This is a genomic window from Streptomyces sp. NPDC053079 (assembly GCF_044546695.1).
Taxonomy (GTDB): Bacteria; Actinomycetota; Actinomycetes; order Streptomycetales; family Streptomycetaceae; genus Streptomyces.
This window is the reverse complement of record NZ_JBITZJ010000009.1, coordinates 97,438-110,452: the sequence shown is the minus strand read 5'-3', so window position 1 is coordinate 110,452 and position 13,015 is coordinate 97,438. Positions and strand designations below refer to the sequence as shown.

12 protein-coding genes are annotated in these 13,015 nt (G+C 71.9%); 1 reads left to right on the top strand and 11 read right to left on the bottom strand.

Annotated features, from left to right (window positions below):
• Positions 1–90: 90 nt before the first annotated feature.
• Complete coding sequence (locus tag ACIGXW_RS30430; RefSeq protein WP_399576085.1) at positions 91–822, bottom strand: 2OG-Fe dioxygenase family protein; 732 nt, start codon at positions 820–822, stop codon at positions 91–93.
• A gap of 118 nt (positions 823–940) precedes the next feature.
• Between ACIGXW_RS30430 and ACIGXW_RS30425 the strand changes: the two genes are divergently transcribed.
• Positions 941–2,023 carry a LuxR C-terminal-related transcriptional regulator gene (locus ACIGXW_RS30425; protein WP_399576083.1) on the top strand — a complete coding sequence of 361 codons (1,083 nt, stop codon included), beginning with the start codon at positions 941–943 and terminating at the stop codon, positions 2,021–2,023.
• Here ACIGXW_RS30425 and ACIGXW_RS30420 read toward each other — a convergent pair.
• From ACIGXW_RS30420 to ACIGXW_RS30375, 10 genes are all read right to left on the bottom strand, one after another.
• Positions 1,951–3,402, bottom strand: a complete 1,452-nt coding sequence (locus ACIGXW_RS30420; RefSeq protein ID WP_399576082.1) for an acyltransferase family protein — start codon at positions 3,400–3,402, stop codon at positions 1,951–1,953. The genes ACIGXW_RS30425 and ACIGXW_RS30420 overlap by 73 nt on opposite strands.
• Positions 3,399–4,625: a methyltransferase domain-containing protein gene (locus tag ACIGXW_RS30415; protein ID WP_399576403.1), complete on the bottom strand. Its 1,227-nt coding sequence runs from the start codon at positions 4,623–4,625 to the stop codon at positions 3,399–3,401. Before ACIGXW_RS30415 ends, ACIGXW_RS30420 begins: the two co-directional genes overlap by 4 nt.
• Positions 4,626–4,678: 53 nt before the next feature.
• On the bottom strand, positions 4,679–5,617 hold the full coding sequence (gene rfbD / locus ACIGXW_RS30410) for a dTDP-4-dehydrorhamnose reductase (protein WP_399576080.1): 939 nt from the start codon (positions 5,615–5,617) through the stop codon (positions 4,679–4,681).
• Complete coding sequence (locus tag ACIGXW_RS30405) at positions 5,610–6,344, bottom strand: class I SAM-dependent methyltransferase (RefSeq protein ID WP_399576078.1); 735 nt, start codon at positions 6,342–6,344, stop codon at positions 5,610–5,612. The genes rfbD and ACIGXW_RS30405 overlap by 8 nt, the downstream gene beginning before the upstream one ends.
• A 47-nt stretch (positions 6,345–6,391) precedes the next feature.
• Positions 6,392–7,954 carry an FAD-binding oxidoreductase gene (locus tag ACIGXW_RS30400; protein WP_399576076.1) on the bottom strand — a complete coding sequence of 521 codons (1,563 nt, stop codon included), beginning with the start codon at positions 7,952–7,954 and terminating at the stop codon, positions 6,392–6,394.
• Positions 7,951–8,646 carry an antibiotic biosynthesis monooxygenase family protein gene (locus ACIGXW_RS30395; RefSeq protein ID WP_399576075.1) on the bottom strand — a complete coding sequence of 232 codons (696 nt, stop codon included), beginning with the start codon at positions 8,644–8,646 and terminating at the stop codon, positions 7,951–7,953. The genes ACIGXW_RS30400 and ACIGXW_RS30395 overlap by 4 nt, the downstream gene beginning before the upstream one ends.
• Positions 8,647–8,692: 46 nt before the next feature.
• A complete protein-coding gene (locus ACIGXW_RS30390) occupies positions 8,693–9,715 on the bottom strand; it encodes a methyltransferase (protein WP_360910030.1) in 1,023 nt (340 codons plus the stop codon).
• Between the two features lie 70 nt (positions 9,716–9,785).
• The gene (locus tag ACIGXW_RS30385) at positions 9,786–10,925 is read right to left on the bottom strand and encodes a nucleotide disphospho-sugar-binding domain-containing protein (RefSeq protein WP_399576073.1); all 1,140 of its coding nucleotides are present in this window, start codon (positions 10,923–10,925) and stop codon (positions 9,786–9,788) included.
• Positions 10,926–11,248: 323 nt separating this feature from the next.
• Complete coding sequence (locus tag ACIGXW_RS30380; RefSeq protein WP_399576071.1) at positions 11,249–12,394, bottom strand: hypothetical protein; 1,146 nt, start codon at positions 12,392–12,394, stop codon at positions 11,249–11,251.
• 65 nt (positions 12,395–12,459) lie between these two features.
• Positions 12,460–12,981: a MarR family transcriptional regulator gene (locus ACIGXW_RS30375; RefSeq protein WP_071967005.1), complete on the bottom strand. Its 522-nt coding sequence runs from the start codon at positions 12,979–12,981 to the stop codon at positions 12,460–12,462.
• Positions 12,982–13,015: the final 34 nt, after the last annotated feature.

Sequence of the window (13,015 nt, the reverse complement as noted above, 5' to 3'; positions counted from 1 at the left end):
TGTGCCTGATTCCGTCCCGTCCCCTGTCGCCCGGCGGTCGCCGGGCGGCAGGGTGACAGCGGCTTTCGGGTCCGGTCCGTACCGGGTCGCTCACGCCGGGGCGGCGCCGGAGAAGAAGTCGACGAGGAGCATGTCCCGGATGCCGCGGTCGACTCCGGCGGCGGGCCTGATCGCCGAGACGTCGTGCAGGACGCGGCGGTCGTCGAGGACGATCGCCTCCCAGGGCTCGGTGAGCAGCGCCCGGTGGACGGGCCGCCCTTGGAGGTCGTAGAGGCAGGACTCGGCGCCCTCCACGTCCTGCCGGCGGATCAGCACCTGGCCGACGTAGGCGTGTCCGTCCTGGTGGACGCCCTCCGGGGCGGGGCGGCCCTCGGCGTCCGCGGTGGCGGTGACGCGGATCTGGTGGACGCCGCAGGTGTCGATGCCGTCGGCGGGGCCGGGGAGGCGCTCGCGGAGGGTGCGGACGACCGCGCGCAGTGCCGCGCCGTTCGCGACGGCGTCGGTCATCGGGGCGAACAGGCGGTCCACTCCGCCGTTGACCTTGTTCACCGCCTTGTCCTGGAAGAACGCGGCGTGGGGCAGCCGCTCGAGGCGGTCGCCGTGCAGCCGGAAGGAGCTGTAGCGGCGGAAGCGGTAGGGGGTGTCGGTGCCCAGGTAGGCGTCGGGCGGCAGGTCGTCCCAGGAGGCGGTGAACTCCTCGACGCTCGTCGCGGGGATCTCGCCGAGCGCGCCGGCCAGCGGGTCCGGGCCGAAGTGGGCGAACGGCTGCGGCTCGGGGGACGCGGTGGGCCGGTCCGCCGCGAACGATCGCACTGAAGTCATGGTGTCCTTGCCTTCGTACAGGTCCTGGTCGGGCCCATCGTGATCGACAGAGGGCCCGGGACGGCTCTGGCCAGGGCGTCGTATCCTCGCCATGCATATGTATGGGGGATGAACGAATATGGCAAAACAGGACGCACGGGAGATTGAGCCGGACCGGCTGGGGGACATCGAGCACCGCGTCTACGCGCACGCCGTCCGGACGTTGGAATTCCGGCTGGGGGACGTCTGCGCCGCGCAGGGCCTCGCGCCGAAGGAGGCGCGGGCGGCGGTCGAACGGCTGCTGAGGATGCGGCTGTTGCGCCACGCGCCGGGTGAGCCGGACGCCTACGCGGCGGTGCCGCCGGACAGCGCCGAGATGCTGCTGCTGACCCCGCTGATCGAGGACCTGGCACAGCGCCGGCAGACCATCGGCGACGTGCGGGAGGAGTTGGCGCGGCTGGTGCCGCTGTACGAGCAGGGGGTGACGAACCGGCTGCGGCGGCACAGCGTCGAGGTGCTGGCCGGCCCGGACACCGTCCGCGAGGCGATAGCGGCCCTGTCGGCAGAGGCCACCGGCGAGGTCCTGCTCTCGCAGCCGGGCGGCGCGCTGCCCGCGGAGGCGCTCAGGGACTCGCTCGACCGCGCGGAGCGGGTCCTGGCGCGCGGGGTGCGGGTGCGCGCGCTCTACCAGCACACCGCCCGGTTCAGCCGGCACACCGTCGGCTACGTCGAGTACGTGACGAAGCGGGGCGCACAGGTCCGTACCGTCGGCGACGGCTTCATGCGCGCCCTGGTCTTCGACCGGGCCACGGCGCTGCTTCCCCTCCAGGAGGGTGCGCCGGGCGCCGTCGTGGTGCGGGAGCCGAACGTCGTCGGCTTCGTGGCGGATGCCTTCGAGCGGGCCTGGACGGGGGCTTCGCCCTTTCCCACGGAATACGTGCGGGAGCAGGTGCTGGCGGTCTCCGAGGACCTCAAGCAGATCATCGCGCGGCTTCTGGTGGACGGGCACGAGGACAAGGTCATCGCCCGCCGTCTGGGCATGTCGCAGCGCACCTGTCAGCGTCACATCTCGGAGATCATGACGCGGCTGGGTGCCCGCAACCGTCTGCACGCGGGCTATCTGCTGCACCGGGACGGGGTGTCGCCCCGTCAGGAGCCCTCCGAGGAGGCCGCCGCCACCCGCTCCGACGACCTGCGGCCCGGCCCCCCGGGGCCCTGGTGATCACGGCCGGACCGGCCGCCCCGGATGATCCGCATCATCGGGAGTTCCACGATCCGGTAGAGGATCCAGGCGACGAGGGCTGCCGCGCACAGGTAGCCGAGGAAGAATCCGGCGTTCGCCCAGACCGGCAGGGCCCGGTCCGGCCGGGAGATCAGGCCCAGATCGGCCAGCCACGGCCGTAGGTGATCCCGTGTGTTCAGCACGAACAGCATGTGGACCGCGTAGAAGCAGAAGGAGATCCTGCCCAGGAACACCATGCGCGGCCCGCCGAACGGCGTCCGCTTCCCGGCGAGGTCCGCGCTCGCCAGGGCGGCGATCAGCAGCGCGAAGGGGATGAGCATGCCGGCCGCACGCTGGAGGTAGGGCGTAAGTTCCCGGTTCAGGACGAACCCCGCGGCGCAGACGGCCAGGGCGAGGGGCACCCCGGGCCCCGACCAGGCGTTCCTGCGCACCAGCAGCGCGATGATCATGCCGAGGACGAACTCGGTCAGGCGCATGGGCGGGAAGACGTACGTGAACCAGTACATGAACTGGTTGTCGAAGCCGTCCAGCGAGACGACCATCGCCGGCTCGGGCGTGCGCAGCGTGAGGACCCGGCCGGCGAGCGCGGGCACCACGACGGTCAGCACCACGCAGGCGACGGCGGCGAGACGCAGGGTCCGGGTGCTTGCGCGCGACAGCGGCACCAGCAGCGCCGGGAAGCACAGGTAGAAGAAGGCCTCGCAGCTCAGCGACCACATGACCGGGTTGAGGCCGAAGATGTAGGACTGGTCCGGAACCCACGACTGGGCCATGAACGCGTGCGCCAGGGCGGCGCCCCGACTGGGCACGATCCGGGCCGAGAGGTAGAACAGCACGACGGCCAGGAGCGTGGCGACGACGTACACCGGATAGATCTTCGCGAACCGCCGCCGCCAGAAGTGGCGCGCCGGGCGGTCCTGGGGCGTGGACCAGGTCAGCACGAATCCGCTGAGGATGAAGAAGAACGACACACCGATGAATCCGGTGCGGAACAGGCTGTGCATTCCGCGATCGACCGCAGCGGGCTCACGGGCGCCGACGTCCGTCCCCAGCTGCATTGCCGTGAAATGGAGACCGAAAACCAGAAAGGCCGCGACCCAGCGGGCCCCGGTCAGGGACGGGAGCGTCTCACGCCCCGGAGTGCCGGCCGCTCGCCCGCTGTCCTTGGCGGTGGTATTTCGCAATGAACGCCCTCCGGCAGTAGCGGACTTCGCTGTCCGGCATGCCGGAGACCGTACCGTCGATCGCCACGGGCCACCACCACGCGTACCGAAGTGGAATGGCGTCGTGGCAGCCGCCCGCCGGGTGCCGGGCGGCTGTCGTATCCCTTCGCGTCGCGGGCGCCGGGCACGGGTCACTCCACGCGCACGTCCGGAACGTAGTGAATCCACTTGCCGCCGGCTTCGCGGAATGCGGCCTCCTTGCGGAGGATTTCCTCCTGGTGGTTCCAGGCGAGCAGCAGCGCGTAGTCGGGATAGGGGTCGGCGAAGGCCTCCGGGCCGCGGATCGGGATGTGCGTGCCCGGGGTGAGCCGCCCCTGCTTCTCGGGGGTGGAGTCGCTGATGAAGGAGACCAGGTCGGGGCCGATTCCGCAGTAGTTGAGCAGGGTGGTGCTCTTGGCCGTGGCGCCGTAGCCGACCACGCGCTTGCCCTGTGCACGCAGTTCGCGCAGGAGGGTCACCAGGGAATCGCCGAGTTCGCGCACCGCGTCGGCGAAGCGGGAGAGCGTGGCCGGTTCCGTCAGGCCCTGCGCGGCCTCCTCGGCCAGCAGTTCCGTCACCGCGGGACTGACGGGTCGCGCTCCGGTGTGGGCGAGGGTGCAGCGCAGCTCGCCCCCGTGCACGGGAAGGAGCTCCACGTCGACCAGTTCGAGGCCGAACCGGGCGGCCATGTCCTGCACGGAACGGGCCGTGAAGAAGAAGATGTGCTCGTCGTAGATCTGGTCGAAGGAGGCGCGTTCGACGATGTCGCCGAAGTACGGGTCCTCGAAGACGAAGACGCCGTCCGGGGCGAGCAGGTTCTTGATGCCGCGCAGGATGGAGTCCAGGAAGTCGATGTGCGAGAAGGTGTTGGCGGCGAAGATGACGTCGGCCGGCCCGTCCTGGGCGAGGACGTCGGCCGCGAGGTTCTCGTCGAAGAACTCGCTGCGCACCCGGATGCCGTTGGCCCTGCCGACCTCGGCGACGTCCCCGCACGGCTCCACGCCGAGGTGGCGCACACCGGCCTTGGCGATCGTGTGCAGCATGATGCCGTCGTTGCTGCCCAGTTCGACGATGAACGGGTCGGTGCCGGTCAGGTCCTGGGCGAGGAACCGCCGGGCCAGCGCCTCGAAGTGGGCCCGCATGACGGACGATCCCGACGAGCGGTACGGGTAGCCCTGGTGGAACATCTGGTCGTGCTGGACGTCGTCGACCAGCTGGACCATGGTGCACGCCTCGCACATGGCGACGGCGAGCCGGAAGCGGAAGGACGCGGCGTCGTCGTCGGGGTCCTGGGGTGAGACGAACGCGTTGCCCATGGGCTGTGCGCCCAGGTCGACGAATTCGCTCAGTGTGCCGCCACAGATACGGCAGACCGGCATGTCGGACATGAAGGCTCCTCAGTTCGGTGGCTTTGCGTGGGTGTGCGGGCCGCTCAGTGGTGGTGCGGGCGCTTGGCGGCGGCCACGACGGCCGGCCCGTGCTCGCGCAGGAATTCCGTGAGGGCGTCCTGCCATGGCCGGTTCAACCGTCGGACGTGCGGGGGAAGGCGCACGGAGGTGAGCGGGGTGAAGGGCGGCCGCGCCGGGCCGCCCGCGGGGCCGGCGCCGGCCGCCGGCCGGGGCAGCGCGGGGAGGCCGGCGCCGACGACCGCGGCCCGCGCCAGGTCGTACCAGGTCGCACTGCCCTCGTTGACCACGTGGTACGGCCCGCCGTCGACGCCGGCCGCCAGCATCTCGACGACCGTCCGGGCCAGGTCCACGGTGTAGGTGGGCGACATGACGAGGGTGTCCACCACGTCGGCGCGCTCCCCGGCGGCGGCGCGCCGCAGGATCCGTTCGACGAAGCCGGCCCTGCGGCGGGCGCTGGGCGCCGGCGGGCCGAAGAGGGCGGCGGTGCGGACCACCAGGTGCCGGGGGTCCGCGTGCAGCGTCTCGAGCTCCCCCGCGAGCTTGGACACTCCGTAGGTGAGGACGGGGCGGGGCGCCGCCCTCTCGTCGTAGGGGCCCTCCCCCGTGCCGTCGAAGACGTAGTCGGTGCTGATGTAGACGCAGCGGGCCCCCGCATCGGCGCAGGCCCGGGCGACCCACCGGGCGCCCAGCGCGTTGACGCCGTACGCGCCGGCCGGGTCGGCCTCGCAGGGGTCCACGCCGGTGAAGACGGCGGCGTTGACGACGACGTCCGGCCGTGCGGCACGGACCAGTCGCTCCACGTCGGCGGGCCGGGTCACGTCCGCCCGGTCGCGTCCCGCCCGTACGACGGAGGCGATCCGGGGGTCGGCCCCGGCGACGTCGGCGACGGCCGAGCCGAGCAGGCCCTCGGCCCCCAGGACCAGCCACCGCCGCGGGGCGTCGACCGGGACGCGTTCAGCCACGGCGCTCGGCGATCACGTGCCAGACCGGCATCGTCGCCTTGCCGAACTCGTCGAGCGCCAGGCCGTCGAGCCGGTGGCTGTCGAGGTCGGCGTCCGGGTACTCCGACTTGATCATGGCGCGGATGTCGTCGACGCCGAGCGAGCTGGCGTAGGTGGCCTCCTCGACGGACACCACGTTCCAGATGCCGCCCACGACGTCGCGCAGGCTGCGGGCGCTGTGCCGGTGCGGTCCGGGGAAGGGCGCTTCGAGTTCCTCGGCGAAGGCGAACATGTGCAGCAGGGCCCCGGGCCGGCAGGCCTCGTGCAGCACGGCGAGGTACGGCCGGCGCTGATCCTCGGCCAGCGAGTGGTAGCAGGCGCTGTCGAGGACGGTGCCGAAGCGGCCCTCATGGCCCGAGAGCCGGGTGGCGTCGCCGACGACGAAGTCGACGTCCACGCCCTGGGCCGCGGCACGCCGGCGTGCCTCCCGCACCGCGGTCTCGGACACGTCGACCGCGGTGACGCGGTGTCCCCGCGCGGCCAGGAAGGTCGCGTTGTCCCCGAGCCCGCAGCCGACGTCGAGGACGTCCCCGTGGACCATCCCCGCCTCGTGGACGGCGACCAGGGCCGGCTGGGGCCGGCCGATGTCCCAGGGCTGGACGGGCGGCGCCTTCGCCTCGCCCGCGTACATGCTTTCGAAGTCGTACCGGTCGGGTATGTGGGCCGAGGAAAACGAGGAAGATGTCATGGGTTCTCCTGCGCTCGGAGCGTGGACAGGGCGTGCTGCTGCGCGGCTCAGGACGACGGCGGTCGCACCGACAGGCCGTGGTGGAACACGTCGCGGGGGTCCCAGGCCGCCTTCACGGCCTGGAGCGCCGGGTAGTTGTCCTTGTAATAGAGCTCGTGCCAGGGCACGCCGGAGGTGTTGTGCGCCGGGTCGGCGAGGTCGACGTCCGGGTAGTTGATGTAGGAGCCGTCGGCGAGGTCACCGGGCACCGGCACCCCGCCGGTCCCGGCGTACAGCTCGCCGTAGAGGCCCCGCAGCCACGCGATGTGCCGCTCGTCCTCCGCGGGGTCGCCCCAGGCCGCCGAGTAGGCGGCCTTGATCACCGAGTCGCGCTGCACCGACGCGGTGTCCGCCGGCGCCACCGCGTTGATCGCGCCGCCGTAGCCGTTGAGCATCATCAGCGATTCGCGCCCGAAGTAGTCCTCGCTGGTGAACCACCGGTGGAGGGTGGCGATCTGCTCGTCGGTATGGACGTCGCGCAGATAGGCGGCCTTGGTCTTGATCCGCGAGCCCAGGACGGGGCCCGAGTCGCCCTGGCCCATGTAGCGGCTCGCGGTCAGCCACGGCAGGTGGTTGCGCAGCACGAACGGTGTGGCGCCGGTCCCCTCGTCGACGGCGGCCAGGAACGCGTCCAGCTTCGCCTCGGCGTCGGGTGCCGTGGAGTCCATCTGCACGAACATCGTCAGGCCGCCGCCCGAGCGGTGTCTGACCCACAGCGACGCGAACAGCCCGGCGAACGGCGAGCCGACGCCGCTGTGGGCGACATGCCAGGCCATGAAGTTCCGCACGATCCTGGTGAACGCCGACAGGTCGCACTGCTCCCAGGACCAGGTGACCATCGCGATCAGCAGCGAGGCGGGCGGCTTGGGCAGCAGCTCCCCGGGGTCCGAGCCCGACGCGCCCGGGGAGCGCATCCAGAAGCGGGTCACGATGCCGAAGTTGCCCCCGCCGCCGCCGGTGTGCGCCCACCACAGCGCCCGGTTGGGGTCGTGCGGCTCACGGGTGGCGATCGTGGTGCGGACCGTGCCCGCCTCGTCGACGTGCACCACTTCCACCGCGTACAGGTGGTCGGCGACCAGGCCGTGCAGCCGCGACAGCGGGCCGTACCCGCCGCCGGAGATGTGGCCGCCCACGCCGACCGCGGTGCACACCCCGGCGGGCAGGGTCACGCCCCAGTTCCGGTAGAGCGCCTTGTAGACGTGGCCGACGGTCGCGCCCGCCTCGATCACGACAGCGCCCATCTCCGGGTCGAAGTACACGTCCGACATCAGCGACAGGTCGATGACGACCTTGACCGCGGGGTCGGCGACGAACGCCTCCGGGCAGTGTCCGCCGCTGCGCACGGCGACCCTCTTGCCCTCGGCCAGGGCGCGGCGCAGCGCGTCCACGACCTGCCCGGTGTCGTGGACCAGCTCGACGTGGTCGGGCCGGCCGACGAAGCGGTAGTTGTCGCCGCGCACCAGCTCGCCGTAGCGGTGGTCGTCGGGCCCGACGACCACCGCGTCCGGCACCGGGCGCGCGCCCGGCGTCCCCGTGGCCGCCGGGAGGCCGTCGACGGTGGTGGCGGTCACCGGTCACCGGCCGGCTGGTCGGCGGCCGACCGCGAGAAGACGACCTCGTAGGTGTTGGACGACCGCGATGTCAGCAGCGGCCGGGCGGCGGCGCGCATGGCGCGCGTTTCGGCCGGGCGGTCCGCTTCCGGCAGGTCGTGGAAGGCCTTGTAGGCCTCGCGGTCGTCCCACTGGGCGTAGTTGACGACGAAGTCGCCCTCCAGCCCGCGCAGGATGGAGTTGGAGCGGAAGCCCGGCACGTCGTGCATCCACTCGTCGGGCTTGGCGAACAGGTCGACGAGCTTCGCCTGGTTCGCGGGCTCGACGCCCATGATGACGATGACCGTGAAGTCGTCGCGGTCGGGCGATATCTCGATGTGCTCCAGCGAGGGCGCGAGGTGGGTGGCCACCACCTCGGTCTTGAGCAGGTGGACCGACGTGGTCAGCTCGGTGAAGTACGGCACCGTGTTGTGCTTGAAGTTCTCGCCCTCGTAGCGGTCCTGGAGGTCGTCCACGCTGCGCCACTGGATGTAGTTGGCGGCACACGGCTTGTCCAGGCCGCCGTGCAGGGTGGAGGACCGCCACCCCGGGTAGTTCGCCCCCTCGATGATGCCCTGCATCGTGTCGAGCAGGGTCTTCTGGTCCTCCCGGGTGGCGGTGTCGAACAGGTTGAACACCGTGAGCGATCCGTTGTCCGGCGTGATGAATGGCATGTCTTCCGGTCCCTCCGCTTGGCTTGGGTCAGGTTCGGATCCGGGCTCAGGCCCGGACTGCTTCGACGACGCTGTGCAGGCCCGCCGGGACGATCCGGGTCAGCCGGAGCCCGGCGCGGGCGAAGAGGTCGGCGAACTCGGCCTCGGTGCGCTGCCGGCCGCCACAGAGCACCAGCATGTTGAGGTCCATCAGCGTGACGGTCCCCGACGGCTCGGCCGGGCCCGGCATGACGGCCTCGACGAGCAGCACCCGGCCGTCGCCGGTCAGGGCCTCGCGGCAGTTGGCCAGGATCCTCAACGACCGCTCGTCGTCCCAGTCGTGGATGACGTTCGACAGCAGATAGGCGTCGCCGCCGGCCGGCACGGAGTCGAAGAAGTCGCCGGCGACGATGTCGACGCGGTCGTCGACGCCGCTCTCCTGGAACGTGCGCTTCGCGCCGGTGACGACGTCGGGCTGGTCGTACAGCAGGCCGCGGGCGTCGGGGTTGGCGGCGAGGACCGCGGCGAGCAGGGCGCCGTGGCCGCCCGCGACGTCCACGATCGTGCCGAGGCCGCCGAAGTCGTAGGCGCCGACCACGGGGGCGATCAGCTGGCGCGACGCCTCGGTCATGGCGTCGTCGAAGACGCGCGAGACGTCGTCGCGCTCGCGCATGAAGTCCCAGACGTCCTGCCCGTGGATCCGCTCGAAGGCGCTCTCGCCGGTGCGGACGCTGTCCGCGAGGCCGGCCCAGGTGTTGCGGTCGGCGGCGAGGCCGACCCACCGTGCGAAGTTGCGCATCGAGGCCGGCGAGTCGCTGCGGAGCGCGTCACCGACGTCGGTCAGCGCGAACACCTTGCCGTCGCGCTCCTCGAAGAGCCCGATGGCGGCGCAGGCGCGCAGCAGCCGGTAGAGCGTCGGCGCGTGCGCGCCGGCCTCCTCGGCGATCTCGTCCACGGGACGGGCGCCGTCCGCCAGCGCGTCGGCGACACCGAGTTCGGCGGCGGCGCTCACGGCGGCGGCCATCCAGCTCGACGTCGCCAGCTGCAGCACGCGGACGGAAGGGGGCGGCTTCGGAAGTGAGGTCTCCATGACGGGCGGACCCTTTCGGTCGCGGGGTGGGGACGGGCGGTGTGGGCGGGGGGCGGGCATCAGGGGGCGGTCATCCGCGCGCCAGTGCTTCCAGGTCGCCGACGACGTCGTTGGGGGTGGGCAGCCCGTGGAGTTCACGGGCGAGTTCCCGGGCCTGCCGCGCGTAGCCGTCGTCCTTGAGGATCTTGTGGCACGCCTCGAAGGTGTTGTCCGGCGATCCGTCGCCCCGGTGGAGCACCACGCTCGAACCCTGCTGCTCCAGCAGCCGCAGCGAACCCTCGAACGCCTCGAACTGGTTGACCACGACCTGCGGCGTGCCCGCCTCCATGGCGTTGAGGGCGGTCAGGCCGCCGCAGTGCACGATGGCGTCGCAGGTGCGGACGAGGTACTCCATCGGCGCCCAGCCGCTGCGCACCTCCGGGAAGCGGACGCGCAGCTTCTCGGCCGCCCGTTCGTTCGCGGCGACCACGATCTCGGCGTCGAGCTCGGAGAGCCGCGTCACCAGTGCGCAGAGGTAGTCGAACATCTCCGGCATGGCGGTGCGGAAGCTGCCGAGCGTGACGCACACGCGGGGGCGTGGGCCCGGGCTGTACATCCAGGGCTCCAGCTTGCACTGCCGGTTTCCCGGCACCCACCGCATGGGCCTGCCGGGCGGTGCGCCCGGCGGGATCAGGCTCGGCGGGCAGATGTCGAGGAACAGGTCCGGGTCGGGCAGCCGGTCGAGGCCGAACGTCGCGAGCTCCGGGGCGAGTTCCTCGTTCACGTACCTCTCGACGCCGTCGAAGTGCAGCCAGTCCCACGCCTGCCGGACGTACGGTACGCCGAGGTGGGCGCCGAGCAGCGGGCCGGCGTGGGCGTCGGTGCCGCCGATCACGAGGTCCGGGCGCCAGACCTCGGCGAGCTTCAGGAGTCCGCCGAGGCTGACCGCCGCCTGACGGCCGAACCACCGGCCGACGTAGGGCAGCTCCTGCTCGGTGGACCACGGGAACTCGATCGGCCCGCCCGGCCGGTCCAGTGTTTTGATGCTCTCCGTCGTGTGGTCGGTGGCCACGGCCACCGGCGGCAGCCCGACGGCCGCGATCGTGGGGGTCAGCTCGTCGAACGCCGCGACCATGATCTCGTGTCCGGCGTTGCGCACCGCCGTCGCGAGCGGGGCCAGCGCGAAGACACCCGCCGGGCTCGTGCCCGCGGCGATGAAGAGAACTTTCATGCTTCTCCTTGGGGCCTGGCCTCGACGACCGGCGGCGGGCTCGTGAGCAGACAGAGCCAGGAGACGTCGGCGGGTCGCACGGCCGAGGGGAGGAAAGCCGGTGTGGAGGCGTCGGAAGGGCCTACCGGCGGAGATGAGGAAACGAAGGGAACGCGGCAGCTGGGCACATGCGTTCCAAGATGGAAGGTATCTTCTTCGCCGCAGGTGACCTTGTCAAGGGCTGGGCGTCGCAGGGCAGTTCGGGCCGTCCATAGCGACTGGCGGGGCGCGCACGCAAGGGGACGGCCGCCCCGGAGCGCGGGGCGGCCGTCGTCGGCGGTGGGTTACTCGCCCGCGCTGTACTTCGCGAGGATCTCGCGGTGCAGCTCGATCAGGCGTGGTACGTCCTCGCGGTCGGCCCGGGCCATGCCGCACTCGGTGCAGATGCCCCACGGCCGGCCGCCCTCGGGCAGGTACCGGTCGATGAGGGCGACCTGCGCGTCGATCGTGCCCTCGCGCTGGCGGTCGGGGTGGTAGGGGACGACCGAGAGGTAGAGCTCGGTGGCGGGGTGGTTCTCCAAGCCGGCCAGCGGGGAGAAGTACGCCTCGTCGTCGCGGTCCTGGGGCACGGTGAAGGAGATCCAGGCCGGTGGCCGGGCAGCGTGCGCGGTCACCGCGTTGGTGAGCGCGACCTGGGTGGCCAGGGACGTGGGCTCGATCATGTGCCGGTGCTCGAAGTCGCCGTAGCACAGGTGCAGTCCGACCGGCACATCCGCCGGCAGGTGGTCCATGAGCGCCGCGAGGCGCGACGCCATCGGCTCCAGGAGGGCGGGTTCCTGGTCGGCCATGACGGTCTCCACCGCCGCGTCCCACTGCACGGCCACGTCGTCGTGCGGCACGCGGGCCAGGAGGCGGTCCAGGTCGGCGAGCAGCGCACGTGCGTAGGAGGGGCCGATGCGGTCCTTGTCGCGGGGGTGGAAGAGCGTGCCGACCGCCGTGGGGGTGGGGTACTCGGCCTGCATGCGGACGCCGGCGGGGATCACGCCCTCGTCGCGCAGCTGCGCGAAGGTCGCGTAGGACTTCTCGTACTCGGCCGCGTAACCGAGGTCGGGCCACTCGATCGCACTGGGGTCGACGCCGGCGGCGAGGCGCACCGAGGGGCCGCCCGTGTAGGAGTCGCCGGAGTCGGCGTCGCAGGGGCCGTCGGCCTGCCGCAGGCCGGGGGTCGCCAGGAGGCGGGGGTACTGGTAGCCGATCCACTGGGCCCGGCCGCCGGTCTCGCCGTCGGGCAGGCGCCGTAAGCCTTGGGGGACCCGTTCGGCGAGGGCTCTGAGGACGGTGGCGGAGTCCGGCAGGTTGACCCCGCCGTTGAAGTGGACTGCGACAGGAGGCATGCGGACCTCTCGGGTCGTGCGGCTGACGTGCGGTTCGGTGAGAACCGGCTCGTCCAGCCCCAACTCCTCCCGGGGCACCTCGGTCACGGTCCGCATCCCGCTCTCCCCCCGCGCCGGTGAAGGGCGCGGGAGGGGACGTATGGACGCGAGGCGTCGGCGGGTCAGCTGCTGCCGCGCGAGGGGCGTGCGCCCGGGCGGTGCTCCTGGTACTCGTGGGCGAGCAGCGAGTCCATGGTCTCGCGGAGGTGGCCGATGAAGTCCTCGAACTGCTGCAGCTGGTCCGGGGTGTACTGCGACATCTCCGCGGCCATGCGCTGGGCGTACGGGCCGAAGAACTCCTCGGCGCGCGGCTTGACGTGGGGGCTGCTGCGCAGGGTCACGATCCTGCGGTCGGTGTGCTCGCGGGTGCGGACGATGTGGCCGGCCAGTTCGAGGCGGTTGAGCAGGGCGGTCGTCGCTCCGGACGACAGGGAGATGCGCTCGCTCAGCCGGGCCGGCGACAGGGGCGCCCCCTTGTCCTCGGCGTACAGGATCTCCGCCAGGGCCGCGGCGTCGGTGGAGTGCAGCCCCAGCCAGGTCGCGAACCGCTGGGTGAACTCCGTGTAGTTGGCGCCGAACGCTCGCAGCCCGTCCATGAGGCGGTCGCGCTGGACCTCAAGGCTGCCGGACTCCGGTTTCCCCATCGACATGCTCCACTTCTCCATCTGCGCAGAGGGC

What these genes read in the sequence shown, in the direction of transcription:
- ACIGXW_RS30390 (WP_360910030.1), bottom strand. Translation starts at nt 9,715, where the DNA reads ATGGAGACCTCACTTCCGAAGCCGCCCCCTTCCGTCCGCGTGCTGCAG.
- ACIGXW_RS30430 (WP_399576085.1), bottom strand. Translation starts at nt 822, where the DNA reads ATGACTTCAGTGCGATCGTTCGCGGCGGACCGGCCCACCGCGTCCCCC.
- ACIGXW_RS30405 (WP_399576078.1), bottom strand. Translation starts at nt 6,344, where the DNA reads ATGACATCTTCCTCGTTTTCCTCGGCCCACATACCCGACCGGTACGAC.
- ACIGXW_RS30385 (WP_399576073.1), bottom strand. Translation starts at nt 10,925, where the DNA reads ATGAAAGTTCTCTTCATCGCCGCGGGCACGAGCCCGGCGGGTGTCTTC.
- ACIGXW_RS30395 (WP_399576075.1), bottom strand. Translation starts at nt 8,646, where the DNA reads ATGCCATTCATCACGCCGGACAACGGATCGCTCACGGTGTTCAACCTG.
- ACIGXW_RS30380 (WP_399576071.1), bottom strand. Translation starts at nt 12,394, where the DNA reads ATGCGGACCGTGACCGAGGTGCCCCGGGAGGAGTTGGGGCTGGACGAG.
- ACIGXW_RS30415 (WP_399576403.1), bottom strand. Translation starts at nt 4,625, where the DNA reads ATGCCGGTCTGCCGTATCTGTGGCGGCACACTGAGCGAATTCGTCGAC.
- ACIGXW_RS30375 (WP_071967005.1), bottom strand. Translation starts at nt 12,981, where the DNA reads ATGGGGAAACCGGAGTCCGGCAGCCTTGAGGTCCAGCGCGACCGCCTC.
- ACIGXW_RS30425 (WP_399576083.1), top strand. Translation starts at nt 941, where the DNA reads ATGGCAAAACAGGACGCACGGGAGATTGAGCCGGACCGGCTGGGGGAC.